The following is a 24523-nucleotide window of genomic DNA, read 5'->3' on the forward strand; positions in this document are numbered from 1 at the left end:
ATGAAAAGCACATTCGCTTTTGCGCCCCGTATTGATGCGGGGCTGTTCTTCCTGCGCCTCACCGGCTCTCTGCTGCTGCTCTATGTGCACGGTTTGCCGAAGGTGATGCACTTTAGTGAAGAGCTGACGCGGATCGAAGATCCGTTTGGACTGGGGCCGTGGGCCAGCCTTTTACCGGCTATCTTCGCCGAGGTAGTTTGCCCGCTCTTCATCATCGTCGGCGTCGGTACACGGCTGGCCTGCCTGCCGATTATCGGCGTGCTGCTGGTGGCGATGCTGGTGGTGCACCCTGGCTGGAGCGTAGCGGAGGGCCAGTTTGGCTGGCTGCTGCTGATTATCTTCACCACGCTGGCTATCACCGGGCCCGGCAGCTGGCGGCCCTTCACGAGTCGGGTACAGGAGTTTCGCTATGGCGCAGGTAAATGATATCCATGCGGTGACGACGCAGCCCGCCGCCGTATCCTCCTGGCAGCCGCTGCGTAACCCCATTTTTCGCATGCTGTGGATAGCGACGGTGGTGTCCAACATTGGTTCATGGATGAACGATGTCGGGGTCAACTGGACCATGCTGACGCTGAGCGCGGATCCGCTCTCCGTCGCGATGGTGCAGGCGGCAAGCAGCCTGCCGATGTTTCTCTTCGCCCTGCCCTCTGGGGTAATGGCGGATATCGTCGACCGGCGGAAGTACCTGCTCTTCTCCCAGGTGTGGGTCTTTATCGCTGCGGCGGGCCTGACCCTGCTGTCGCTGACCGGTTACGTAACGCCGACGGTGCTGCTTATCGCTGCTTTCCTGTTGAGCACAGGCGCGGCAATGAGCTCGCCGCCTTTTCAGGCTATCGTGCCGGATCTGGTAGAGAAAAATGAGCTGGCCCCGGCTATCGCCCTGAACTCGCTGGGGATCAACATCAGCCGCGCGATTGGCCCGGCGCTGGGCGGGCTGGTGCTGTCGTTTGCCGGTCCGTGGGTGGTGTTCATGCTGAATGCGCTGTCGGTGCTGGGCGTGGCATGGGTGCTCTATCGCTGGAAAGCGGAGCCCTCTATTCAGCGCCTGCCGCCGGAGCACTTCTTCCCCGCCGTTCGGGCAGGATTACGCTATGTGCATGCCGCTCCAGTCTTGCGCAACGTGCTGGTGCGCACGGTGGCGTTTTTCCTCTTCGGCAGCGCCGCCTGGGCCCTACTGCCGCTGGTCGCGCGACGCGAGCTGGGGCTCGGCCCCGGTGGCTACGGCATTATGCTGGCCTGTATTGGTATCGGGGCGATTTTTGGCGCGGTGCTGCTGCCTGGCCTGCGCAAGCGGCTCAACCCGGACCGCCTGATGGTGCTGACCAGCCTGTTTTATGCCGCCGCAATGCTGGCCCTGGCCTTTGTTCGCCACTTCTGGCTGCTGAACGCGTTTCTGTTCATCACCGGTTTCGCCTGGATAGCGGTGCTCTCGACGCTCAACATGGGCGCGCAGCGCAGCGCGGCAAAATGGGTTAAAGCGCGGGCGCTGGCGGTCTATCTCACGGTATTTTTCGGTTCAATGACCGTAGGCAGCGCCATCTGGGGCCAGCTGGCATCGCATTTCACCCTCCCCGTCTCGCTCTGCGTGGCAACGGTGGGCATGATGCTGGCCAGCCTGACCGTACTCCGCTGGCGGCTGGATGAGAACCCCGATCTCAACCTGGAGCTGCGTGAAGTGGACAACCTCGCCCGGACGCTGGATGTCTCTCACGAGCGCGGCCCGATCATGGTGAGTTATGAGTATCAAATTGACGCCGATGACGTGTATGACTTTGTTGTGAGCATTCAGGAGATGCGCCGGGTGCGCCAGCGCGGCGGCGCGCTAAGCTGGTCGGTGTACGAAGATATTCAGCGGCCAGGGATTTTTCTTGAAACCTTTGTTATCGGCACCTGGATCGAGCACCTGCGTCAGCAGGAGCGCCACACGGCCAACGATCTGCTGATCCAAAGCAAAGTCTATGCTTTTCATCGGGGGAGCGAACGCCCAGCGGCTCGCTACCTGATAGCACCCGTTACGTAAGCAGCACAACCCAAAACCCGTTATTACTACTGAGGATCTGACATGAGCACAATCAAGACGCAGGATGGCACGCAGATTTATTACAAAGACTGGGGTTCAGGTAAGCCGGTTCTGTTCAGCCACGGTTGGCCGCTGGATGCCGACATGTGGGACAGCCAGCTGAACTTCCTGGCCGAGCGTGGCTATCGTGTCATCGCCTTCGATCGCCGTGGCTTTGGCCGCTCGGATCAGCCGTGGGAAGGCTACAATTACGATACCTTCGCCTCTGACATCAACGACCTGATTACCAGCCTCGATCTGCGTGACGTTACGCTGGTCGGTTTCTCAATGGGCGGCGGCGACGTGACCCGCTACATCGGCCGTTACGGTAGTGAACGTGTGAAAGCGCTGGTGCTGCTGGGCGCGGTAACGCCTATTTTCGGCAAAGCCGCCGACTACCCGCAGGGCGTCGATCAGAGCGTATTTGAAGGTATCCGCGACGGGCTACGTAAAGATCGGGCGCAGTTTATCAGCGACTTCTCTACCCCGTTCTACGGCACTAACGCCGGGCAGAATGTCTCTGAGGGTGTGCTGACCCAGACGCTGAACATTGCCCTGCTCGCCTCGCTGAAAGGGACTATCGACTGCGTGACCGCCTTTGCCGAAACGGATTTCCGTCCTGACGTGGCGAAAGTAGATGTGCCGACGCTGGTGATCCACGGCAGCAACGATCAGGTGGTGCCGTTTGAAACCACCGGTAAAGTTGCAGCGGAAAGCATCCCCGGCGCGCAGTTGAAGGTGTACGATAACGCACCGCACGGCTTTGCCGTCACGCATCAGGATCAGCTGAACAACGACCTGCTGGCGTTCCTGCAGTCGTTATAAGTAGTGAATCAATGGGAGCGCACTGGCGCTCCCATATTGATAGGTTACAGCAATCGTTCCACACTTCTCACCGAACCGCGATTTTTGAACCATACTTAAGTTAAATATGCATATTTCCTTTTTGCTTTACCCACAATAGAGGAGGAATTCATGCAGGTAGTGAGTCAAAAGTATGCAGTGTCTTCTGGGGATTTTGATTTCCTGGCCTTCAGTTTTGCCCAGATGCGTTCGCAAGGGCGACATCTCTGCACGGAGGCAATAACAGGAAATATGGATAACGATTGTAAAGTGTTGTTCCTGCAACGTTACGATCGCTATCTTGAGCAAATCAAGGAAGACGTAGCAACAGCGTAGTCCCCTGCCGGGTGGGTGATACCACCCGGCACCGATATCTTTTCACCCCCACCATAAAAACCGCACGCTGCCTCTCAAATGAGATATATTGGGTCAATAATCAACCTATTGACGCAACAAGGTTTATGACTGTGGATCCCAGAATTGAACAGGCAATTTCTCTGCGCGCCGCAGGCGAGTATGAACAGAGCCGCGACCTGCTGAGGACGCTGACAATACTTCCCACGCTGAAAGCGGAAGCGCTGCTTAATATCGCATGGTCATACGACAATCAGGGGCTGGAAGAGACTGCCGCTGAATATTATCTTGCGGCACTGAACGAAGGCCTGGAAGGCGATAATCTGTTTGAAGCCCGGCTCGGCCTCGCCTGCACCTGGCGCTGTCTGGGGAAGTACGCGCTCGCGAAACAGATTTTCGAGGAGATTATCCGCGACTATCCCGACGCCAGCGAAGCTATCCCCTTCTATGCCCTCTGTCTGCACAACCTCGGTGAACACGATCGCGCGATGACGGTGATGCTTGAACTGGTGTCAAACTATCCGCCAACGTTGAGCATTCAGCGTTATGCCAAAGCGTTGACGTTTTATGCGCAGAATCTCAGTTAGCCTGTGAAGTCAAAGCAGACATTTTGAGATGTGCATCCCCTTTGCTGGCCAACGCCGTTTCTAAAAATGTAATAAATGCCGTGACCTTTGAATTAAGCGCTGACGCTCATTAACGCAGGCATAAATATTCATAGGTGACGATATAAAGTCGTTCCCCTCCCTCCGTTTACAGCGATGTTAGTTATGATATCGATATCGATATCGTCGCTAATGAACCTGGGTTGAGTTTCGCGCTTATAGATTGCCCCTTGACGCTAAATTTCCAGGTTTGCATCCTCGTTGTGCGTCCGATTGTTATCCGGCTGGTAGGCTTAACGGTTCACGGTCACTAAGTGATTTCATGCAATCGTTTCTGATAGAGTAGAATTTACCCTGGGATCGACGAGAGATTTTCGTGATGCAAGAAATTGATTTTTATATGGTAGACGCCTTCGCGGCCACCACATTTACCGGTAACGCCGCCGCAGTATGCCCGCTCACGGAATGGTTGCCCGATGAGACATTATTGAAAATGTCTAAGCAGCACAACCAGTCAGAAACGGCATTTTTTATCGCAAATGATAATGGCTTTGAGCTACGCTGGTTTACCACTCAGGGAGAGATTAATCTCTGTGGGCATGCCACCCTTGCTGCGGCACACGTCATTTTCGAACATCTTGATTACCTTGATACGACTATCCGTTTCGATACCCGCTTTGTGGGTCCTCTGACGGTAACGCGGAGTGACGACTGGCTGACGCTGGATTTTCCTGCCTGGGAAACAGAGCCCGTGATGCCGCTGCCTCTACTTCTGGAAACGTTGGGCATCGCCGAGTGCAAAGAGGTACGCGTGGCGCGTGATTACCTTGTTGTCCTGGAAAATCAGCGTCAGGTGGAAGCGGTACGTCCAGACATCAACGCCATGCTTCCTCTCGGGAAAATGGTCTGCATCACCGCGCCGGGCGAAGGAGAGGTCGACTTTGTCAGCCGTTTCTTCTGTCCGGGAGAAGCCGTCGCGGAAGACCCGGTCACAGGCTCTGCGCACAGCATGCTCATCCCTTACTGGGCTGAAAAATTAGATAAGACAGAAATGCTGGCGCACCAGTGCTCAGAGCGTGGAGGAGATTTGCGCTGCCAGCGCGTGGGCGACCGGGTCCACATTGGTGGTCAGGCAATAACCTATCTGATTGGTAAAGTACTGTTACGTTAAAACGTGCTGGTACGCCTCTTACAAACAGAAAAAACCTGCTCAATGGCAGGTTTTTTTTATGTTCCGAAAGCAACTGTTGTGACCCACACCACCAATTTTTTATCGCATTAAAAATAATTTTCATTATCATTCCTGTTTAAATATCAAGATATATCCCCTCAGGATCAGGATTTAATGAAAAAGGTTATCTGCGCAGCAGCCATACTGTTTTCCACGCTTAGCGCCGCATCGGCAACTACCTACCCACTCACCATTGACAACTGTGGCTATAAAGAGACGTTCAACAAAAACCCCGAGCACGTGGTCGCCCTTGGACAAAATACCGTGGAGATCCTGCTGCTGTTGGGATTGCAGGATAAAATCACTGCCAGTGCCTTCTGGCCAACGAAAGTGATGCCGCAGCTGGCCGAACAGAATGCGCAGATCAAGCTGCTGACCGTGGAGATCCCGACGCTGGAGTCCGTGCTTTCACAAAACCCTGATTTTGTGCCCGCGCAGCTGCCTCTGCTGCTGGGGCCAGAGAGTAAGGTTGCGAAGCGCGAGGATCTCGCCACCGTTGGCGTTAACAGCTACCTCTCTCCTGGTATGTGCGCGACAAAAAAAGTGGCGGGAGATATGTATGGCAGTCGCCATACGCTGTGGAACATGGCCTATCTGTATAAAGAGATTGAAGATTTTGCCATGATTTTTGACGTACAGCCGCGTGGCGACGCGCTGGTTGCCGACTTTAAAAAACGCGAAAGCGATCTACGCAACGAGTTCAGTAAGAATAAGAGAGATCTCTCCTTTGTCTTCTGGTTTTCCAGCGCGTCTCCATCGGCTGATGCCTACGTTGGAGGTAAAAACAGCGCGTCCGGATTTATCGCTGACGTGCTGGGCGGTCATAACGCAATCACCTCCGAGGCTGAGTGGCCGACGGTAGGCTGGGAAAGCATCATTGCTGCCAACCCGGATGTCATTGTGGTCTCCAGCCTGGATCGTAACCGCTGGACGCTGGACAACGCGCAGGAGAAGATTAAATTTTTGCAAAGCGATCCAGCGATCAGCCAGCTGGATGCGGTGAAAAAGGGTCATATCGTGGTGATGGATGGCCAGGCCATGAATCCCACGGTTCGTACCCTCTATGGCGCTGAGCAAGTCGGCGAACAACTCAGAAAGCTGGGGCTGAACTGATGGCCTTACCGATGGTGCACGCGCAACAGGGCACGTTTTTAGCCGTCTCGTGCTTGCTGTCTGTCATTCTGTTATGTATGGCGATTGCCTTGGGCGTCAGCGTGGGAGAGCTGTCAATCCCGCTGCGGGACGTTTTTTACGCCATCAGCAATAAGATGGGGCTGACCGCCGTTCCGCTTAACCGCATCTATGAAAGCGTGATCTGGGATTTTCGCTTGAGCCGTGCGCTGGTCGCGGCTTGCTGCGGGGCAGGACTCGCCATCTGTGGTGCAGTGCTACAAAGCCTGCTGAAAAACGCGCTAGCCGAGCCTTACGTGCTCGGCGTTTCTGCTGGCGCATCTACAGGCGCGGTCATGGTGGTGGTGCTCGGCATCGGCACGGGGGCTTTGTCACTCTCCGCCGGGGCTTTTATCGGTGCGTTTGCAGCCTTTGCATTCGTCGCTTTTCTGACCAACGGTGCACGCGGCGGCAATCAGCAGACCATTCTGGCTGGGGTTGCCGCTTCGCAGCTGTTTAATGCCATTACGGCCTATACCATTAGCACATCGGCCAGTGCCCAGCAGGCGCGTGACGTGCTGTTCTGGTTGCTGGGTAGCTTTAGCGGCGTACGCTGGCCGGAGTTTCAGCTTGCGCTGGTGGTGGTGCTGATCGGGCTTGCGGTCTGTCTTTTCTACGCCAGGGCGCTGGATGCCTTTACCTTCGGTGACGATGCTGCCGCCTCGCTGGGTATCGCCGTTCCTGTGGTGCGGCTGATTCTCTTTACCCTCACCGCGCTCATGACCGCTACTATCGTCAGCATGGCTGGCTCCATCGGCTTTGTGGGCCTCGTGGTTCCTCATATTATGCGGTTTATGTTTGGCCCACTGCATCGAACGCTACTGGTCGCCAGCGCGCTGGCGGGTGCGATCCTGATGGTGCTGGCTGATATCGCCTCACGGGTGCTTATCGCGCCGCAAAGCTTACCGGTCGGCGTCGTCACCGCCATGGTAGGCGTGCCTTTCTTCGCCGTGATTATCTTCCGCTCAAGGAGTACCTGATGAGTATTACCGCTGAAAATATTACCTGGAAGGCGGGTAAAAAGATCATCGTCAACAACGTCTCGCTGCGCATTGATCGGGGGGCAACCGTTGGCCTGTTAGGATCCAACGGCTGCGGTAAATCCTCACTGCTACGCATTCTTGCCGGATTACGCCGTCCGGATGCAGGTCGCGTACTGCTCGACGAGCAGGATATCACCCGCATCGCCAGAAAGACGCTTGCCCGCCGGGTTGCATTTGTTGAGCAGCATGGCATGACCGAGGCCAATATGCGCGTACGCGATGTGGTCAAGCTGGGACGCATTCCGCACCACTCGCCCTTCTCCAGCTGGAGCGCCAAAGATGACGAGATCGTCGATGCCGCCTTACAGCGGGTCGATATGCTGGATCGCAACGATCAGGGATGGTTGAGCCTCTCCGGCGGTGAACGCCAGCGGGTGCATATTGCCCGGGCGCTTGCACAGTCGCCGACTGAAATCCTGCTGGATGAGCCGACCAACCATCTCGATATCCACCATCAAATGCAGCTGATGCATCTCATCAGCACGCTGCCGGTAACCAGCATAGTGGCCATTCACGATCTCAATCATGCCGCAATGTTTTGCGATAGTCTTATTGTCATGCGACAGGGGCAAATTGTCGCCACCGGTACGCCGGAAGCGATCCTCAGTGAGGATCTGCTTCGGGAGGTGTTCAACGTCAAAACCCGTATTGAAATTTCCCCCTTCCATGGCAAAAAGCATATTCATTTCATAATATAAGCGCGTGTAAATGTCACAAAACCCTCTTCGCCCAGCAGGCACACTTTGGCCGCCCATTTTGTTGGGTAGCCAGTTTGTTTTTAATATTGGCTTCTACGCCGTTGTCCCGTTTTTGGCGATTTTTCTGCGCGATGACATGATGCTCTCCGGCGGCCTGATTGGATTGATTCTGGGACTGCGAACCTTCTCGCAGCAAGGGATGTTCATCGTTGGCGGCGCACTCTCTGACCGCTTTGGGGCAAAAATCGTCATTCTGTGTGGCTGCCTTCTACGGATTGCTGGCTATTTGATGCTGGCCTTCAGCCACACCGTGTGGCCCGTTATCCTGGGGGCCTGCCTGACCGGCATCGGCGGCGCGTTTTTCTCGCCGTCTATTGAAGCACTGCTGGCAAAAGCAGGCACGCAAAGCGAGGCCCAGGGTAAGCGCAGCCGCGCAGAGTGGTTTGCCCTGTTCGCCGTATGCGGCGAGCTCGGGGCGGTGCTCGGTCCGGCTGCGGGTGCGCTACTGACCGGGTTCGGCTTTCGCCAAATCGCACTTGCGGGGGCCGGGATTTTTGTTATCGCGCTGATAACGCTATTTTTCTCACTGCCTTCTGCCCCACCCAGCGCTCAAACGCTGAAGATAGTTCCCTGGTGGACGACGTTTCGGCAACCGCGGTTTGTCGCCTTTATCATTGCCTACAGCTCGTGGTTGTTGAGCTATAACCAGCTCTATCTTGCCTTGCCGGTAGAGATCCAGCGCGCCGGGGGGAGTGAGAAAGATCTTGGCCCGCTGTTTATACTGGCTTCACTGCTGATTATTCTGTGCCAGCTTCCACTGGCACGCGTGGCGAGGCGGGCCGGCGCGGCGCTAATCTTGCCTATTGGGTTTTTGCTCCTCGCCGCTGCGTTTGCCAGCGTAGCGCTGTTTGCCGCGTCAGCGCCGCCAGACGGTTGGCTGCGTCTGCTGCCGTCAATATGTTTTGTGACGTTGCTGACGCTGGGCCAAATGCTACTGGTGCCTGCCGTGAAGGATCTTATTCCCTGGTTCTCGCATGAGTCCACGCTGGGTGCGCATTACGGGGCGCTAGCCTCAGCGGGTGGATGCGCGGTACTGGTGGGAAATCTGGTTTTTGGTACCCGTCTTGATGCCGCTCTCTCCCCCGGCCCACAGGCCGTTATTCCATGGCTGGAACTGGCGATTTTCCCGCTGTGTAGTGCCGTCGCTATGGTGGTTATCTGTCGGCCGCTACGAAGATGACCGATGAAGCGTCACCTGCCAGCAAGGGGTAAGCACAAACCTTCATGTTTATTATTCAATATCGTGCTGACGCGGCGCCAACTCAATGGAAAAAACCATTAACGTTATGGCGTTATTCTGTGTATGCTTTTCTTTTTTAGTATGATTTTAGGAGGGGTATCTTGCATGAGCGTTAAACAGGATATTTATATGGACATCGATAAATCAGAAAAAATGCATGATATCTATGCAGTAATAGGTTATGCCATTTCGTGTCTGATAGCACTGGGAAAGCCAATAGAAACTGAAAACATCCTGGCCCAGCTCAGGCTGGGAGAGAGAGAATCTATAGATGGCATGAAAAAACTCCATGCCGAAGCCATTCGTATAGTGACAAATGATAAATCCCAAACCCCGTGACTCGCATTGCTCCTGGTATGTTGTTACGTAGAGGGGGCTCATACGATGTGTGGATCCACGCGGCAGAACAGTCGCATAAATTACCTGGACGTAATGTCTACTCTGCGTGCTCTGCAGAATGGCGCATTACGTCATTACACATTTCTTGTAACTCATTGGCCAGTCTTGCCACATGGTAACCATCGCACACGGAATGATGTACCTGAACGGCGAAAGGCAACAATACTTTTCCATCCTGGTTGTAGTACTTTCCCAGAGTGAACATGGGGGCAAAAAAATTCTTCATGTTAGCAACATTAACATTAAAACTGGTAAAAGTTACCCACGGAATAGCTGATATGAAAAAGACGTTCTCCCGTGACTCCTCCTTCGGCCAATAAGCAAGGTTATTACCATAGCGTGCAGCGTCTTCTGCATAAACGCTCTGGAAGTGATGAATATTACCATCGTAGTGGCTCCATAATGATGAGAAGGTCTCCGTTTCCTTATGGAAAATTGTATAGCTTGGATGAATTTCATCCCATATAACCAGCTCATTGTTCTTTATGGCCATACGGAACTCCGTATGCCGGTTTACAATCTTGGAAACCAGAAAAATCATAGTAGGGTAAAATTTCCAACCCACCTCTTTGATATTTTTTAGCAGCGCGGTAATGTCTAACAGAACGGTTTGGTTAATTGTAGATTGAGCAAAGCCTTGAAATACCTCAAAATGCTCCTTTCTTGCCCAACGAGATAAATCAACAGCCGTATAGCTTGGCGTTACCTGTTTCATTTTTACTCCTTTAGTAGAATTTCCGCTATTGTCTGGTGGTAGACAGCAAGTGCCAGTTTTCTCCCCTCTCCTGCTAACATCTGGCGTTATGTGTATGATATACCTTAGTGCCAAGGGGGGCTGAATGGCCCTGTCGTTCAGCCAGCGAGTACCAAAACTACCGTTAATGATGACCTTGCAAACAATCATGCTCTGAGCCTGGATAAACCTTTAAACCTTAACATTCGTGTGAGTTTATTTGCACTAATCAAACACATAGATTATTCTTCGTACAGGCATGATGTTTTTAACGCACCTAAAAGATAATAGCACCGACCTTAGACGATCAACACCCTGGTACAGCACGCAACCTAACCCATTGATTTTTACTTGTTAATTTATAAATCTCCTCAACGGATTGTTATTCGCCAGGCGGCATGTATAAATAGCATAATAACTCAATTATAATTGTTTTATATTCGTTTGATAGGTAGGTTAGAATGAAGTTAATTGTCATGTTGTTAAGCTTTGCGATCTCCATGCAGGCTTTAGCTGGGGAACTCCCCAAACCCGCCGGGAAACCCCTTCTGACACTGTCCGGTAATATAGAAAATACAAACGAAGAGGGTAAAGCCGTTTTCGATATCGCCAGCCTTGAGAAGCTGGGTATGGTTAGTTTCCAGACTGCCTCCCCCTGGTACAATGGGCGCACAACCTTTACGGGTATTCCGATGAAAACGCTTATGGCGTACGTAGGGGCGAAAGGCTCTGTCGTTAAGGTCTCTGCACTCAATGACTACACTACCGTTATCCCTCTTAGTGATTTCCAAAAATATAATGTGATCCTTGCTTTAAAAATCAATGGGCAATACATGCGCGTCCGCGACAAAGGTCCGCTATTCATCGTGTACCCCTATGACAGTGAGCCTGAACTGAATAACCAGGTCTTTTATTCAAGGTCAGCATGGCAGGTCAGCAAAATGAGCATTGAGTAAGGTCTCAGACGAATAACATGAACAGAATATTGGCTGGTATAATATTTGCCCTTTTTATATCTACCGGGTATATATCTTTCCTTGTACATGAAAGACAGCAAGAGTTGCAGAAACTGACGCACTACGCCAGTTCATGGTCTGCTGGACAGCTTGTCTCGGGGTATTACCGTTTCGAATCATGGCTTGGGCTTTATACTATCGATGAGACGATGACGGTGGATGATGTTCGCCTTCATCTTGACATCATGCTCAGCCAAAGTGATTTATTGAAGGAAGGAGATCTGGGGCAATTTATACATAGCAATAAAGCACTTAATGACCTGGCTGTAAAACTCGAAAATATTCTTAATTATCTGGATGCGAACATTGAGAAAATGACTCGCGCAGAAATCCAGGGGTATTTGAAGGTAATGTATTCGATTGACGCCCCTTTGAGCCGCCTTTCATCCGACGCTTTAAACAAAGATATTAACCTTATTAATAGCGCCAACAGTAAAATTCAAATCTTATACTCTATTTATTCCGCAATTTCTGTACTGCTAATAATACTGAGTGCGATACTGGGCGTGCTGATTTTTTATCAAAACAGAAATATTCTAAAGGCACATCTTCAGGTCAAGAGTCTTGCTGGAGAGCTGCAGGAATCTAAAGAAAAACTGCAAATCCAGAATACAAAGCTGGAGTATGACGCTTACCACGATCCTCTTACAGAGCTGAGTAACAGACTGTTTTTCTGGGATAATTTGAATAAAACCATCGAGATAGCTGAAAGAAATAAAAGCTCTGTGACCGTGATGTTGTTTGATTTAGACAGGTTCAAAGAGGTAAATGATACGTATGGTCATGATGCTGGTGATATGTTATTACGCCTAATATCTCAGCGTCTGCTTTCGATGAGTCTTCCAGCGGAGTTGCTGTATCGCTTAGGTGGGGATGAGTTTGCAATCCTCTCGAGCGATCTGACAGAGAATCATGCTGTTACACTCGCCCAAAGAATATGTGATTGCATTAACCAGCCCTACACTATTTATAGCACAATTATCAACATAACCACCTGTGTAGGCATTGTTAACTCAGAAACTGAGCGCCGTTCCGACTATCTCTATAAATTTGCCGACCTGGCCCTTTATGAAGCCAAAAATGAAGGCAAAGGCAAGATTAAAGTTTTCCGTCAGCGAATGTTAGATAAGCTGCAGGAGAGGAGAACCCTTGAGCATGATATGGCATTGGCGTTAGTCAATAAAGAATTCGTAGTGTATTATCAACCGATTGTGGATTCGTACAGTCGGGAAGTTTACAGCTATGAAGCCCTTATTCGTTGGGTACATCCGCTAAAGGGTCTTTTATCGCCAGATAGTTTTATTCCGGTTGCTGAAAAAACAGGAATGATTAACGAGATGGGGAAATCCATACTTGAAATGGCCTGTCGAGAAGCTGCTTGCTGGGCCGTTCCGGTTAAAATCTCAGTAAATGTCTCACCTGTTCAGCTAAGCAGCAAAGCCTTTGCAGGAATAGTGCTGTCTATACTGAAAGAAACAGGGCTGCCCGCTGACCGACTTGAACTGGAGGTTACTGAATCGTCTCTCTTTACTGAGAGCAATATGCCGATGAATACCCTTAATAAGCTTAGAGCTCTCGGCGTAAAAATCTCCATCGACGATTTTGGTACGGGATACTCTTCTCTTTCCCGGCTAAGCCAGCTTGCCTTTGATAAAATTAAAATAGACAAATCCTTTGTGCATTCGATAGCTAAAAAGGAGGATGCTCTTAATATCATAAAACTCATCACCGGCATGGCGAAATCCCTCAATATGAAGACTGTCGCAGAGGGTATTGAAACACAAGAACAACTGGAACACCTTAAGGCACTGGGCTGCGATTTCGCACAAGGATATCTGTTTAGTAAACCTCAGCCTTTTATCGCCAGAGAGATCAAATACGGTTCAATCTCGAAGGATGAGCCTGCCCTGTTAAAGGCTCCGCAAGGCTAAAGTCCTCCTTGAGCCATAAAGCCGCGAGCCTGAGCAACGTCGTGATTTAGTGGAACCCCAGTGTAAAACATGCTGGCATTCGTCGCCGTAATCCGTACCATACGCGACATAGAATGAATGACGACCCGGTCAACCGAGACAGCACACCATGCAAGAGCATCAAGACGTTAACAAGAAAGAGCAGTACAACTTAAACAAACCATACTGCGCTTTTTAAGTTGTTGTTAATAAAATAAAATTATTAATATTCAATAGGTTGCACTCTTTCATTTACCACACTGAGTTACACCTATCTACCTTTTTTATGTCCCAAAACGTGCCCCATTTCTTTTCTTTGCCCCAAAAATGTCCCAAAATGCTTTCTAATTTTTTTCATAATCGTTGCCAAATCTTTGCGTTGGATAGGATACAGATCTATATCATCGACTCTACTCATTACTCCCTTTCGCATTTAATTAAATCGTTACCGAGAGACCGACAGTTTTCTTAAGTTAGACTGATCAAGCTCTCATTTTTACACCAAGTACAAACATTACTTCCATAGCACCGCTCTCAAGCGGTGCTGTTTAATCAAAGATTTAGGATTTTTTAGCCGGGATTTTAGGTACTTTTGGTGACTGGAAGTTAGTAGGGGCAAGGTTTATTGGTGCCGTCTGTCTTCCCGCACCAACATTGCCTTGGTTGCTCGATGGAACTTGAAATTGTGCCCCGCGTGTTTCGAAACCATCAGCAAGAGTTTGACGACCATTAGTTTGAAACTCTCTCCCTTCATTGGTTTGCCTTAATTGTCGACAGAACTGATCAGAGCCACTATCTGGTTTCTTATTAATGCTCATTATTTTCGTCCTCAATGTATTGGTTAAACATCACTATTTTACCGTACTCTCTGGAAATGTATAAAAGATTTGTTTTGTAAAGAATAGTACCATCCGAAGCAAGATAAACTGTAGCATCTCGTAGACCAACCTCCTGAGTTTTATCATTCTCATTGTACAAAAATAACTTACCATGTATCAACCAACCGTCGTCATGCAAGCTTAAATGGCAAAATCCATCTATTGAATTCATTAGTTCAATGGAACGAATAAAAACATTATCATCCCCATATTTGTTAGATATTCCCTTTCTTAAAAGAAACTCATGCAATTTTCTTTTAGTTGAGATAAGCACAGAAACTAACCCAAGCGGAATGGAAACTATACCACCTATTAATATTTCAAGTGGGCTAATTGAAATTTTTTCTTGCCCATTAGCAATTGACCACACAGAAAGTAAATGCCATTTTATTGATTTTGTATCCATTAAACCATTAATAAATTGATAAATTATAATTCCTGCTTGCATTGTCAAGTAGGTGACTATTCCAAATACAACAGACATTAAGATATATCGAAATGAATCCCATGGCTTATGCTGGGTATATGTATCATAAATTAGAGCCATAATAACCCCTGGGATCATAATGGCTACAAGTGAAACTGTCAGCGCGTTCATTAGCATTCTCATTGTTTATTTGATAGTCTAAGTATACCATCGTCTAAAGAAAATCATAGATGACCAAATAGATTCTTAACTTAGATAGTCTATGTTTAACGTGGAGTAAGACGCCTTACCTCTTTTTACATGAGGTTTTGCTTAGTTTGCCCGACCATTTGTAAGCCTTAGAGTTGTATGCCCTTTATCAATTTTGATTTTGATTTTTAATTTATCTCTATAAAATTCAGGAAGTTAACTGTCACTTGCTTAATTTTTCAATCTTGGCCTTGATTGTTTTGCATTATTTTTGATATATGAGCTATAGCTTTTGCTTACTCTTGAGCAGTGACATGCTGTTCATCAGTTGTTAAGAGGCAAAGAGGAAAATGTTAGACTGCTCCACTACTTTTCCCTTGTGTTCATACAATTGCTTGATAAAAATGAATATTGATAATAGTTGAATTTAAAAAGAGAAAATAGCATGTCAATGACAGATACATATAGAAGAAATGTTAATCGTAAATGTGATGAAATCGCACTTTTGACTAAGCATAAAGCCAATGAACACTCTAAGATTATAACCTTAAAAAATAAAATCAATACTGTAACACGGCAAATAAACTCATCAAAATCAATAACAACCATTAGTAACAAAGAAAAAGAAGTAAGCAGATATCAATTGGAGATTTCTAAAATTGAAAGAAAAATATCAGACCTTGAATCCAAGATATCGGCAAAAAACAAACAACTACAAAATGAAAATAAAAAATTAATTAGCGAAGAGTTGAAGGATCGAAAAAAACGCCAACAAGCACAAGATAAATTCGAGCGAGAGCAATCTCAAGCATTAACCGCTGTAAATAAAACATTATCGGAACACTCTAATATCATAAACACTTTAAGTGACTTACCCGAAAAAATAACCGTACTCTTTCTTGCATCAAATCCTCGCGATCAAGGGCAATTAAGTTTGGATGAAGAAGTTCGAACGATAAAAGAAATGATTACAAAATCACGTCACCGTGATGCGGTATATTTGGAATCATGTTGGGCAGTTAGACCAAGTGATATTTTTCAATATATAAATCAATATATGCCGACAGTCATACATTTTAGTGGTCATGGAAGCCCTAATGATGAACTGGTTCTTATGGATAATAATTCCAACACTAAATTAGTGTCGATGGGATCCATCATTCAAGCAATGAGTGTGGCGAATGAAAACTTAAGATTGGTTTTTTTCAATACTTGTCATTCAAAAAATCAGGCCAATAAAGTGGTTGAATACATTGATTGCGCAATTGGGATGAAAAACTCCATTACAGATAACGCAGCAAGAATTTTTTCTGCACAATTTTACTCATCTTTGACCTTTGGTCTTTCCGTTGAAAAATCGTTTAATCAAGCAAAAGCTGCTTTAATGTTAGAGGGTATTCTAGAAGAAGAGATTCCAACACTTTTTATAAAATCAGGTTGCGATGCAGCTAACTTATACATCGTTGCGTAGTCATGCCAATTAGTCTGTTTTTTATAAAAAAAGGTATCGTTTTACACCAGTGCAGACTAGCCAAGAAAATTCGCTCGTAATAACGAAATGATAACGTCTACTTTTCACTCATAACAACGTATGGCTATGCATATGATAGGCCAGTTAGCATCACTTTGTGGATGACAAAGAGTGCCCTAAATGTAGGAACTACGAAAAAATTAGTATAGACTCATTATGAATAACGTAGCTTATGATAATTTCGCAGAGCAACTATAATTTTATATAACCTAAGAGAATAATCGTATGAGTGATTTTAACAAGAAAAATCTTGCTGATAAAACCCGTCGACGTATAAACTTGTCAGACGAAGAATACCCCAAGGACTCTTACATTATACCAGATGGGGGCTTTGAAATTCGGGAAAACAAGAGGGGCCATCACATAATCAGTGATGGTGACGATCTTCCTTCTAAAAAAATTGAGCGGATATCATTTGACAGCGCTGATCAAACATCAGATGAGATTGCAGCCCTTAGAGAGCGTAAGTAATGGCTGTTACAGAAGTTACTGCTGAAGTGGTTGCACAAGCAGCCTCTGGTAACTGGACATTCAAAGATTTGATGTATGCGGCTGGTGTATCTGTTGCTGTGGTATCGTCGTTAATTGCTTGTTTTAGTTCTTGGATGACTGCTAGACGTGATCGTAATTCCTTAGGTGATTCAGAAATTAAGCTTTATGAATTAATCAGTAAATCAATTTTTGAATTCTCTAAATTCCAAATTGAATTAATGAAAAAGGCTGATGAGGCAGGAGAATCTTACGTCATCAGTAAGGCTGACGACTCGCTTTTGGATCTTCATATCGAAACTGTATTGAATGCTTACGATATTGCATGTCAGCGCTACCTGGATGGCAAACTGGACAAAACGCGGTTTGAATCTACTTACAAAAGAGTCATCGGTAAACTTTTCGAAAACCCTCTTTATCAACCTGTTTTGAGTAAAAGAAAGATTCAGTATAGCGCTCTAAATAAAGTCAACGACGCACTAAATGATTTGGAAAAGTAACAAAAATTTTCTTAATTCACCATCTAATTAAACCCGCTCGATGGGCGGGGTTTAATTACTGCTTCATGGGGCCTTTATAATCACAGAAATGGACAGACACCTAAACTTTTATTAAAAATTTAGATACCCCTAATTCCAAGCCAGATGTGATTTTAGCGGCGTTAGCATTTTGGTCGCTTAAAACCGATCAATACCATTTAATCTACTATTCGCTTAAGGCAATCCAAGGCTTCTAAAAAAAATCTTTTACCCGTTTGGCTAAGGCTTTGGTCGGGGCGATCCCAGAGCAAAAAAAGGTAAATTTAATGCTCTGGTCTGTCTCGCGACATACAGCTCACAGCCCCCCCTACTCGCCTAGCAGAGCGCGAAATATTTCGCTAATCGAACTACTATGGTGGCGAATGTTATACGGCGCGGCTTATTAATTCTTGGTATCTGCCTCTGAAGCGGTGTAGACAATGTCAGAACTATAACCGAAAGTTTTTAGGAATGCTGCCATATTGCGCTGTTTTTGCTCCATAGCTGTTACAGCCTGATCCAACTCTACGGCAGTTTGCAGAACAAGCCCGGTAACAGCAGAGTAGTCCACAGTGTAGCTGCGTTTGCTCTCATCGCGGGCATGCTTAAGGCGGGTAATTACCTGCCTCTCAGTAACTGTTACCAGTTCGCCGTCTTCTCCGATTTTCTCAACTTCCACGTCAACTTCTACTTCCTCGTATTCATCGTGATCGTCAAAAACGGAACTCACCGCCTCCGGCAGCACGTCAAGGAGCTCTTGCGCGATGACGCCAGCTGATGGCATTTGCGACTCTTTTAAAAGGTAGGTCACCCCGCGCAGCAGCCGGACCTTCCCTCGGGCGTCAGCTATTGTTTCGATACGGTCCTTTTTATCAGCATCGGACGTCTGAGTGAGCGAGGAGCAGCTGATGTTGCCGCTGGTGCTAAAAGATCCCTGGCTGGTGAACAGAAAATATTTCGGTGAAGCATTCACCGCCGTCGCAATCGTCATATCGCCGGAACGCTCCTGATACAGGCGTGCGTACGTCAGGTTATTACCCTGCCCGGCCTGAAAATTGATGAGAAATGGCCAGCCGCCTCCAGGAGTCGATGCCCGCAGGTTCAGGTTCCCGCCCTCAATAGATGTATCGCCAGCGATAGCACCACCTGATTTACCGTTGACAGAGTTGAGCTGGTTGTCGCTGATGCCCAAGTTATTGCGAGCACCGGCAGCTGTTGTCGACCCGGTGCCGCCCTGATCAACAGGCGCTGCTCCATTAGCGCCTTTCTGAACCAGCGATTTTTGCGTGGGTATCGTGACAGCCACGCCGTTAATGGTGATGGTGACATTACCTGAGCCGGTCATCACATCGGCGAAGCCGCTCATGTACCGCTGATACATGCCGAACGTCTCGGCGAGATCAAGAGAAAAGCCATCCAGGCTTTTGCTGTCACTGAGCAGGATCGCATAGCGCGTGCCTGCAGGAATGGCCGGGCTGACTGCGGGTGATACTTCCAGCTCAGTGGCACTGTTGACGCCAGTGATCTGGAATGCCTGAGGCGGGCTGGTCATGACAATGACTGTGCAGCCGTTACGGATCAGGCTACCAGCTGCGGTGAAATTAGTGCCGGTGCCGGTGAGTGTGTTGCCGCTGCCGGCGATCGTGCCAGTGGTGTAAATCATGTTTTCTCCGGACATAAAAAAACCCGCACGCGGCGGGTTCAGGATGAAATAGGGAAATGGCGGGCTGGCTAAACCAGCCCGAGCGCATAGGGGTAATACTGGTCGTAGATACTGCAGTCGATAAGGCCCACCCGGCCGCTGATAGCCCAGGGCTTAAAGGCAGCGGCCTCACTGGAAGAAATAATCCGGCTGGAATAAACAACCGCCGAAGACGCTTTCCAGACGCCATTAGAAATGCCCGCGCTGGAGCAGTTCATGTTCAGGTAGCCACCGTATTGGGGGTTCGATGGATCCTGTGGAATATAAATCCCCGAAGTGATACCGGGAGTTACCGCCATTGGGGCTCCCGAGGTTATATCCCTCGCCAAAAGCTGCATGTTCAGCGGCAGGCAGTTGCTGTGCCACACCATAGCGCCGTCCCGGTACAGGAAAAAGCCGTGCATCGGGATGTTAACCAGGTAGTTCGAGAAGATGTACATCCGGCAGCCCGTCTGCGTCATTCCGCCCGTTTGCACGAACGAAAATCCGTAATTACCCCCTGCATTGTACTGCTGGTAAAAGGACGTCGGCATCCGTGCATCGCCGTCGCGCGTCCGGATAAACGTCACGATTTTCTGACCCAGCGGGACTGATGAGGCGATGTTCTGGCTACCGGGCGGAACGTCAATCACGCTCACCAGGCAAAACGGTGTGAAGTCAGGCGCAAGTTTAATTGTCCGGTTACCGTTGCCGTCGTAGGAATAAAGCGAGAATCCGTAATAATCCGACTCCCGCCCCGTATTGGGCGAGGCGAACACTACCATCCGGATCGGGGTCGCCACATTCCATGAAACGACATTCCCGGAAACAGTTACCTGATACGGGTTAGTAGTCGGCATCGCCTGGATAACCGACTCGATAAGGAGCGACGCCTGGTAGGTACATCCGGCCGGGTACGATTTGCTACCCGTGCCGGAAATATCCAGAACATCCATAACGTAGTTAACTGCCATTGAGTTTATGGCGTCAAACGAAGTCCCCTGGATAAATGTCTGCATTACAGCCTCTGCCCCATAACTGCCGCCGGACGTCCGTACTGGTCATACGAGACAATCCGGTTATTTGTTATAGACATCCTGCCCTGACCTGCAACCCCGCCGTTTATCTCAATGTTCCCGTTTTTATCTATCATCCACCCCAGAGTACCGACGACATAATTCGATGACTGGATGTATGCGCCAATTTTCGCGTTAGTGATCGTACCGTCCTGAATGAAAGTATCGCGGATAAAGGTCTGCCCGTTCTGAATAACGAACGGCAGCGTTACCGTGCTGCCTGCATAGCTCATCACCGCAAACCGGTCAGCGAGGAAAACTACCTGCGACTGCATGCCTGCAGGTGTGTTCTGCACACCCAGCCCCATCCCGGCGGCATACTGCACACCGTTAACATCTGCACCTACCTTGATGCTGTACATCGCATTCAGGCTGCCGTTGAGGTTAGCAATCGCCTGGGCATTCGTCGTTACAGCTGCGCTTACGCCGCCAATCGAAGCCGTCAGAGAGTTAACCTGAGTTGCCATGGATTGCTGGTAATCGGATAACGTCCTGCTGATGCTGTTGATCGAGGCCGTATTGCTACCCACACGGGCAGACATCTGCAGCATAGACTGAGCCGAGGCTTCCCGGTCGCTGGCTGCCGCTGAATCGACCCGGTCAATCTGGGCGCTGTTAGCCGCATTAACCGCTGTCAGGGTCCGCCGGGCGCTGACCTGCGCCAGGGTATTCTGAATCAGCGCGATCGCGGTGTTCTGAACGCCGCCGCTCGCCTCAGACGTCTGACCCTCCAGCTCATCGAACCGTGACGCCGTGGCGCTGTCCAGCGTTGTGACCACCTGATCCAGCTGCGTGATGGCCGCAGTGTTTTTCGCAACCTCCTCTGTAGCAGCACCGGCTGCATCACTTGCTGCATCGGCTTTATCAGAAGCGGTTTTCGTGGCCGCCGTCAGCTGGGTAACCGCCGTCGCCCGCGCCTCCGTCTCACTGGCCAGCGCCTGGCGCACTTCGGTAATGCCCGCCGCGTTCTCCTCCGTTGACGCCTCGAGGCGCGTGACGTCAGTAACCCTGGCCTCCGTCTCGGTGGCGATGACCTCGCGCAACTGCTCGAACTGCGCAGAGTTCTCGCCGTTCTGAGCAGACTGCCGGAACGTCACCTCAGCAATCGCAAGTGCGTTCTTTATGACGCCCTCGGCGGTTTCCCGGGTTGCGCCTACGGCCGCCGCCAGCTGATCGGCATTTTCGGCTATCGTGGCGGCCAGATCCGCCACTGTCTTGCTGGTCTCCACGGTGTTCTCGATCAGGTCTTTGAAAAGCTCGGTGTCCTTGATCTGCTCCAGAATGGCGTCGGTAATATCAGAGACGTCGATGCTCGCCTGCCCGCGTACCAGATCTGTCCACCCGGACTGATTACCGATACGGTCCACCAGCCGCGCCCGGTACCAGAACTCCTGCCCGGCCCGCAGACCCATCTGCTGGTAAAGCTGCTGAGGATAAGGCACAGCGGCCAGCAGCACAGGCTTTTCGCCGTCAGCGGTCAGGCTGTACTGAATTTCAGTGCTCAGCGTGTCGCCGCTGTCTGCCGGAAACGCCCAGGTGATATTGATGCCGAAAACGACATCATCCGTGGCGGCCAGGCCGACGGGCTTCGGTACATCGCCCGTGCGTCCGGAAAGATGGGTCAGCACCGAAGTGGCCCAAAGGCTGGATGCACCGCCGGAGTTGATGGCCCGGACGCGCACCAGATAATCGCCCGCAAATATGCCCGGTGCCTCAATGCTCCTCAGCCCGGTTTCCGGGGTGTTGATCCACTCGTTGTCCCCGCGCTTCCACTGCGCCTGGTAAGCAACCACATCGTCCTGAGGTTTGCCGTTTTTATCCAGCGGCGCGTCCCATGTTGCCACCAGTGTTGCCACGCGCTGCCCCTGGCGGACGGTATCATAACCGGAGACCGTAACGTTGCCCGGCTGCGCCACCAGCCCGGTAGGGATGAGGCTAATCGGCGGAACATCCAGACGTGCATTGTTATCCACGGCATCATATTTCGAGGTATTGTACTCAGCGCCGGTAATGGTGAAGGTGTTTTCCTCGTCGTTGTACCTGAGGTTGGTCACCCGGAAATACTGCAGGCGCAGCTGCCCTGCATCGATGACAAAGACAGCATCCGGCGCTGGTGTCGCGGCAAATGGCGTGGACACAATCAGCTGGTTGCCGTTCACCGCCTGGATGATGCGGCTTTCCACGGTACCGCCCTGCGTGCGGATCATCAGCGTATTACCGGGCACCGCGCTGGTGCCCCGGTCAGTGATGACCGCCCGGATGGATGCGTCATAATCCGTTATGCGCCCACCGTATACCCGGCCGGAAACGCGTTCATCCGCAAAGGCGAACACGGTACCGGGCATGAAGGCGACACCATCAAGCCCGGTCTCCACGGTGATGATCCGGTCCAGATAGTTGGAGTAAACCGCCCAGCCGCCGCGCCGCTGCGCCTCGCTCTCTCGCGTGCAGCCGATGGCCGTTATCTGTGTCTGCTTAAAATTGAACTGCTTCACCAGGTCAGGGAACATCACCGCTGTTGTGCGGTCCTGATAGTGATTATCCGGATCGCTGAAGTTAATCAGCGCGCTGGAATAGCGGTTCTTCTCGCTGCCGCTGGAGTACGTGGGTTTACCGACCACCGAGGCGCGGGTGAGGATCTGCAGCTTAGAGGTATCGACTGGCATATCGGAGACAACGTTGAACATGTTGTTGCCCCAGAACGTCATGCCGTTGAAACCAGCCGCGATATCTTTGATCACCTGCCAGGCATCGGCCTGCTCCTGGATATAAACATCAAACATAAAGCGCGGCTCCGTGCCGCCGCCCCCCTTACCGTCTGGTACCAGCTGATCGCAGCGCTGCGCGATGCGGTATAACTCCCATTTATCCAGCATATCCGGCGTTACGCGTCGGCCGAGGGCAAAGCGCGGCTCGGTCAGGACATCAAACCAGATCCACGCCGGGTTATTCGACCAGCCCCATTTAAACGTGCCATTCCATGTGCCGCTGTAGGTCCGGGCAATCGGATCGTAGTTTGAGGGGATCCGGATAATACGCCCTTTCGGCCTGCAGGAAATCTTCGGAATATTGCTGAACGCTTTGGCGTTAAACGACACGTACAGCAGCGCGGTGTGCGGATAGCGCAGGCGGGCGTCGATCACTTCGGTAATGGCCTGCACCTGCGTTTTGTTCTGCAGCAGCTGGCTGGTGCTGTCGGCGGTGTCACGCACGACACGGATCTGCCAGCCGGTACTGGCCTTAGGCAGGTTGATGCGGTGCGTGAGCTCATACAGGGCGCTGAGCTTTTCGGTCACCGTTTTGGTCATGACCGTTTCATAAGAGCCACCATCCGTGGCCACGTCGATATGATAGGTGACAGAGGTGCCGACAATATCGTTGTTCTTATCCTGTTGCTGCAGGCCGGAGATACCGATCCGGACCAGCACAGCGTCAATCTGCGTGTTGCTGAAGGCTCGCGTCCAGGGTGTGGCATTCGTCAGTGCTACGCCAATGGTGGTTTCGTTCTCCACCGCCGGGAAACCGGGGATAGGATCCTGCATCTGGGTACCCGGGCGGAAGTCCCAGGTGAAGTTTTCAAAATTCTTTGTTCCGTCAGCGTTGCCTACGGGAGTACCGTCGGCAAATACCGTCAGATCGGTCAGGCCACCAGCAAACTCACCTTCCCCCAGCGCCAGCAGCATGCGGCAGCGCGCCATAGACTGGGCGCTGTCAGGCTGTTCTACAGGCGTATGCTGCTTTTGTTTGCCACCCTTCGCACCAGTGATCGTTGCCATATTGCGTCCATAAAAAAACCCGCCGAAGCGGGTAGTGATTTTTAGATAATAAAAAACCCGCTTCGCGCGGGCTTTGGTATTGCTCGAGTAGCTTAAAATGTCGCGGGGTAGATCGCGAAATCGCCTACAGATCCAAGCCCTACCCGATAGGTCAGTGCTTTATCTACAGACACCTTTCCGGATTGCCCACTCAGGCCGCCATAACACGCACCAGTGCCTTGAGCGCTGAATACATGCTCACCGGTATCTAAGTAAAGAGTGACCTTCTCTGCTGCCTTTAAATCCGCAACGGGCTTGCTGTCAGCATATACCCTAACAGTGCATATACTGCCTCTCAACCCGTCATCGCGTTTGATAACTACCTCACCGGTATTATCTTTTGGCGTGGTAAAAGATGGGTCTACTAACCGCTTGGCTGGTACCTCTTTGGCTTGGTCGTTCGTTATGGGCTTAGTAGCACAACCAGATATACCCAGAAAAACAACCGTCAAAAATATTCTTTTCATTTTCATAGTCTCAGAGCTTAAGGCGATTTAAATCTTATCACTGAGAAGC

The 24523-nt window shown here is 50.2% G+C and carries 24 protein-coding genes; 16 read left to right on the forward strand and 8 right to left on the reverse strand.

Annotation, left to right across the window (positions count from 1 at the left end; all coding sequences use genetic code 11):
* The 11 genes from NR795_RS07110 to NR795_RS07160 all read left to right on the forward strand — a co-directional run bounded on the left by NR795_RS07110 (window position 1) and on the right by NR795_RS07160 (window position 9645).
* Window positions 1–426 carry a DoxX family protein gene (locus NR795_RS07110; RefSeq protein ID WP_144815256.1) on the forward strand — a complete coding sequence of 142 codons (426 nt, stop codon included), beginning with the start codon at window positions 1–3 and terminating at the stop codon, window positions 424–426.
* Window positions 410–2023 (forward strand): MFS transporter, encoded by a 1614-nt coding sequence (locus NR795_RS07115; RefSeq protein WP_257757708.1) that lies wholly within the window; start codon window positions 410–412, stop codon window positions 2021–2023. Before NR795_RS07110 ends, NR795_RS07115 begins: the two co-directional genes overlap by 17 nt.
* Window positions 2024–2065: 42 nt before the next feature.
* Window positions 2066–2887: an alpha/beta fold hydrolase gene (locus tag NR795_RS07120; protein ID WP_222887859.1), complete on the forward strand. Its 822-nt coding sequence runs from the start codon at window positions 2066–2068 to the stop codon at window positions 2885–2887.
* 150 nt (window positions 2888–3037) lie between these two features.
* Complete coding sequence (locus NR795_RS07125) at window positions 3038–3241, forward strand: hypothetical protein (RefSeq protein ID WP_257757709.1); 204 nt, start codon at window positions 3038–3040, stop codon at window positions 3239–3241.
* Between the two features lie 131 nt (window positions 3242–3372).
* Complete coding sequence (locus NR795_RS07130) at window positions 3373–3846, forward strand: tetratricopeptide repeat protein (RefSeq protein WP_144815243.1); 474 nt, start codon at window positions 3373–3375, stop codon at window positions 3844–3846.
* Window positions 3847–4243: 397 nt separating this feature from the next.
* Window positions 4244–5035: a PhzF family phenazine biosynthesis protein gene (locus NR795_RS07135; protein ID WP_257757710.1), complete on the forward strand. Its 792-nt coding sequence runs from the start codon at window positions 4244–4246 to the stop codon at window positions 5033–5035.
* Between the two features lie 174 nt (window positions 5036–5209).
* Window positions 5210–6208, forward strand: a complete 999-nt coding sequence (locus tag NR795_RS07140) for an ABC transporter substrate-binding protein (protein WP_257757712.1) — start codon at window positions 5210–5212, stop codon at window positions 6206–6208.
* Window positions 6209–6219: 11 nt separating this feature from the next.
* The gene (locus NR795_RS07145) at window positions 6220–7245 is read left to right on the forward strand and encodes a FecCD family ABC transporter permease (protein WP_374544247.1); all 1026 of its coding nucleotides are present in this window, start codon (window positions 6220–6222) and stop codon (window positions 7243–7245) included.
* Window positions 7245–8006: an ABC transporter ATP-binding protein gene (locus NR795_RS07150; protein WP_257757714.1), complete on the forward strand. Its 762-nt coding sequence runs from the start codon at window positions 7245–7247 to the stop codon at window positions 8004–8006. The genes NR795_RS07145 and NR795_RS07150 overlap by 1 nt, the downstream gene beginning before the upstream one ends.
* Window positions 8007–8016: 10 nt before the next feature.
* Window positions 8017–9246: an MFS transporter gene (locus NR795_RS07155; RefSeq protein WP_257757715.1), complete on the forward strand. Its 1230-nt coding sequence runs from the start codon at window positions 8017–8019 to the stop codon at window positions 9244–9246.
* Window positions 9247–9411: 165 nt separating this feature from the next.
* Window positions 9412–9645 (forward strand): hypothetical protein, encoded by a 234-nt coding sequence (locus NR795_RS07160; RefSeq protein WP_257757716.1) that lies wholly within the window; start codon window positions 9412–9414, stop codon window positions 9643–9645.
* Window positions 9646–9742: 97 nt separating this feature from the next.
* Here the strand turns inward: NR795_RS07160 and catA are convergent, their stop codons facing one another.
* Window positions 9743–10420 (reverse strand): type A chloramphenicol O-acetyltransferase, encoded by a 678-nt coding sequence (gene catA / locus NR795_RS07165; RefSeq protein WP_257757717.1) that lies wholly within the window; start codon window positions 10418–10420, stop codon window positions 9743–9745.
* 479 nt (window positions 10421–10899) lie between these two features.
* Between catA and NR795_RS07170 the strand changes: the two genes are divergently transcribed.
* Window positions 10900–11394 carry a molybdopterin-dependent oxidoreductase gene (locus tag NR795_RS07170; RefSeq protein ID WP_144815214.1) on the forward strand — a complete coding sequence of 165 codons (495 nt, stop codon included), beginning with the start codon at window positions 10900–10902 and terminating at the stop codon, window positions 11392–11394.
* Window positions 11395–11411: 17 nt separating this feature from the next.
* On the forward strand, window positions 11412–13385 hold the full coding sequence (locus tag NR795_RS07175) for a bifunctional diguanylate cyclase/phosphodiesterase (RefSeq protein WP_257757719.1): 1974 nt from the start codon (window positions 11412–11414) through the stop codon (window positions 13383–13385).
* A gap of 289 nt (window positions 13386–13674) precedes the next feature.
* On the opposite strand, the gene NR795_RS07180 is transcribed toward NR795_RS07175, so the two are convergent.
* The 3 genes from NR795_RS07180 to NR795_RS07190 form a co-directional block, all read right to left on the reverse strand.
* A complete protein-coding gene (locus NR795_RS07180; protein ID WP_257757720.1) occupies window positions 13675–13821 on the reverse strand; it encodes a hypothetical protein in 147 nt (48 codons plus the stop codon).
* A gap of 142 nt (window positions 13822–13963) precedes the next feature.
* Window positions 13964–14221 carry a hypothetical protein gene (locus tag NR795_RS07185; RefSeq protein ID WP_257757721.1) on the reverse strand — a complete coding sequence of 86 codons (258 nt, stop codon included), beginning with the start codon at window positions 14219–14221 and terminating at the stop codon, window positions 13964–13966.
* Entirely contained in the window at window positions 14211–14879 is a 669-nt protein-coding gene (locus NR795_RS07190) for a hypothetical protein (protein WP_257757724.1), read from the reverse strand. The genes NR795_RS07185 and NR795_RS07190 overlap by 11 nt, the downstream gene beginning before the upstream one ends.
* A 463-nt stretch (window positions 14880–15342) precedes the next feature.
* Between NR795_RS07190 and NR795_RS07195 the strand changes: the two genes are divergently transcribed.
* The 3 genes from NR795_RS07195 to NR795_RS07205 all read left to right on the forward strand — a co-directional run bounded on the left by NR795_RS07195 (window position 15343) and on the right by NR795_RS07205 (window position 17417).
* Complete coding sequence (locus NR795_RS07195; protein ID WP_257757725.1) at window positions 15343–16368, forward strand: CHAT domain-containing protein; 1026 nt, start codon at window positions 15343–15345, stop codon at window positions 16366–16368.
* A 285-nt stretch (window positions 16369–16653) separates the two neighbouring features.
* Window positions 16654–16899 (forward strand): hypothetical protein, encoded by a 246-nt coding sequence (locus NR795_RS07200; RefSeq protein ID WP_257757727.1) that lies wholly within the window; start codon window positions 16654–16656, stop codon window positions 16897–16899.
* The gene (locus NR795_RS07205) at window positions 16899–17417 is read left to right on the forward strand and encodes a hypothetical protein (RefSeq protein ID WP_257757728.1); all 519 of its coding nucleotides are present in this window, start codon (window positions 16899–16901) and stop codon (window positions 17415–17417) included. Before NR795_RS07200 ends, NR795_RS07205 begins: the two co-directional genes overlap by 1 nt.
* A 421-nt stretch (window positions 17418–17838) precedes the next feature.
* Here NR795_RS07205 and NR795_RS07210 read toward each other — a convergent pair whose 3' ends face one another.
* From NR795_RS07210 to NR795_RS07225, 4 genes are all read right to left on the reverse strand, one after another.
* Complete coding sequence (locus NR795_RS07210; RefSeq protein ID WP_257757729.1) at window positions 17839–19098, reverse strand: tail fiber domain-containing protein; 1260 nt, start codon at window positions 19096–19098, stop codon at window positions 17839–17841.
* A gap of 68 nt (window positions 19099–19166) precedes the next feature.
* The gene (locus NR795_RS07215) at window positions 19167–20135 is read right to left on the reverse strand and encodes a hypothetical protein (RefSeq protein WP_257757730.1); all 969 of its coding nucleotides are present in this window, start codon (window positions 20133–20135) and stop codon (window positions 19167–19169) included.
* Window positions 20135–23968: a phage tail protein gene (locus NR795_RS07220; RefSeq protein WP_257757731.1), complete on the reverse strand. Its 3834-nt coding sequence runs from the start codon at window positions 23966–23968 to the stop codon at window positions 20135–20137. Before NR795_RS07220 ends, NR795_RS07215 begins: the two co-directional genes overlap by 1 nt.
* 92 nt (window positions 23969–24060) lie before the next feature.
* On the reverse strand, window positions 24061–24480 hold the full coding sequence (locus tag NR795_RS07225; protein ID WP_257757732.1) for a hypothetical protein: 420 nt from the start codon (window positions 24478–24480) through the stop codon (window positions 24061–24063).
* Window positions 24481–24523: the final 43 nt, after the last annotated feature.

Origin of the sequence: Pseudescherichia sp. L3 (assembly GCF_024656065.1) — a bacterium.
Lineage (GTDB): Bacteria > Pseudomonadota > Gammaproteobacteria > Enterobacterales > Enterobacteriaceae > Pseudescherichia.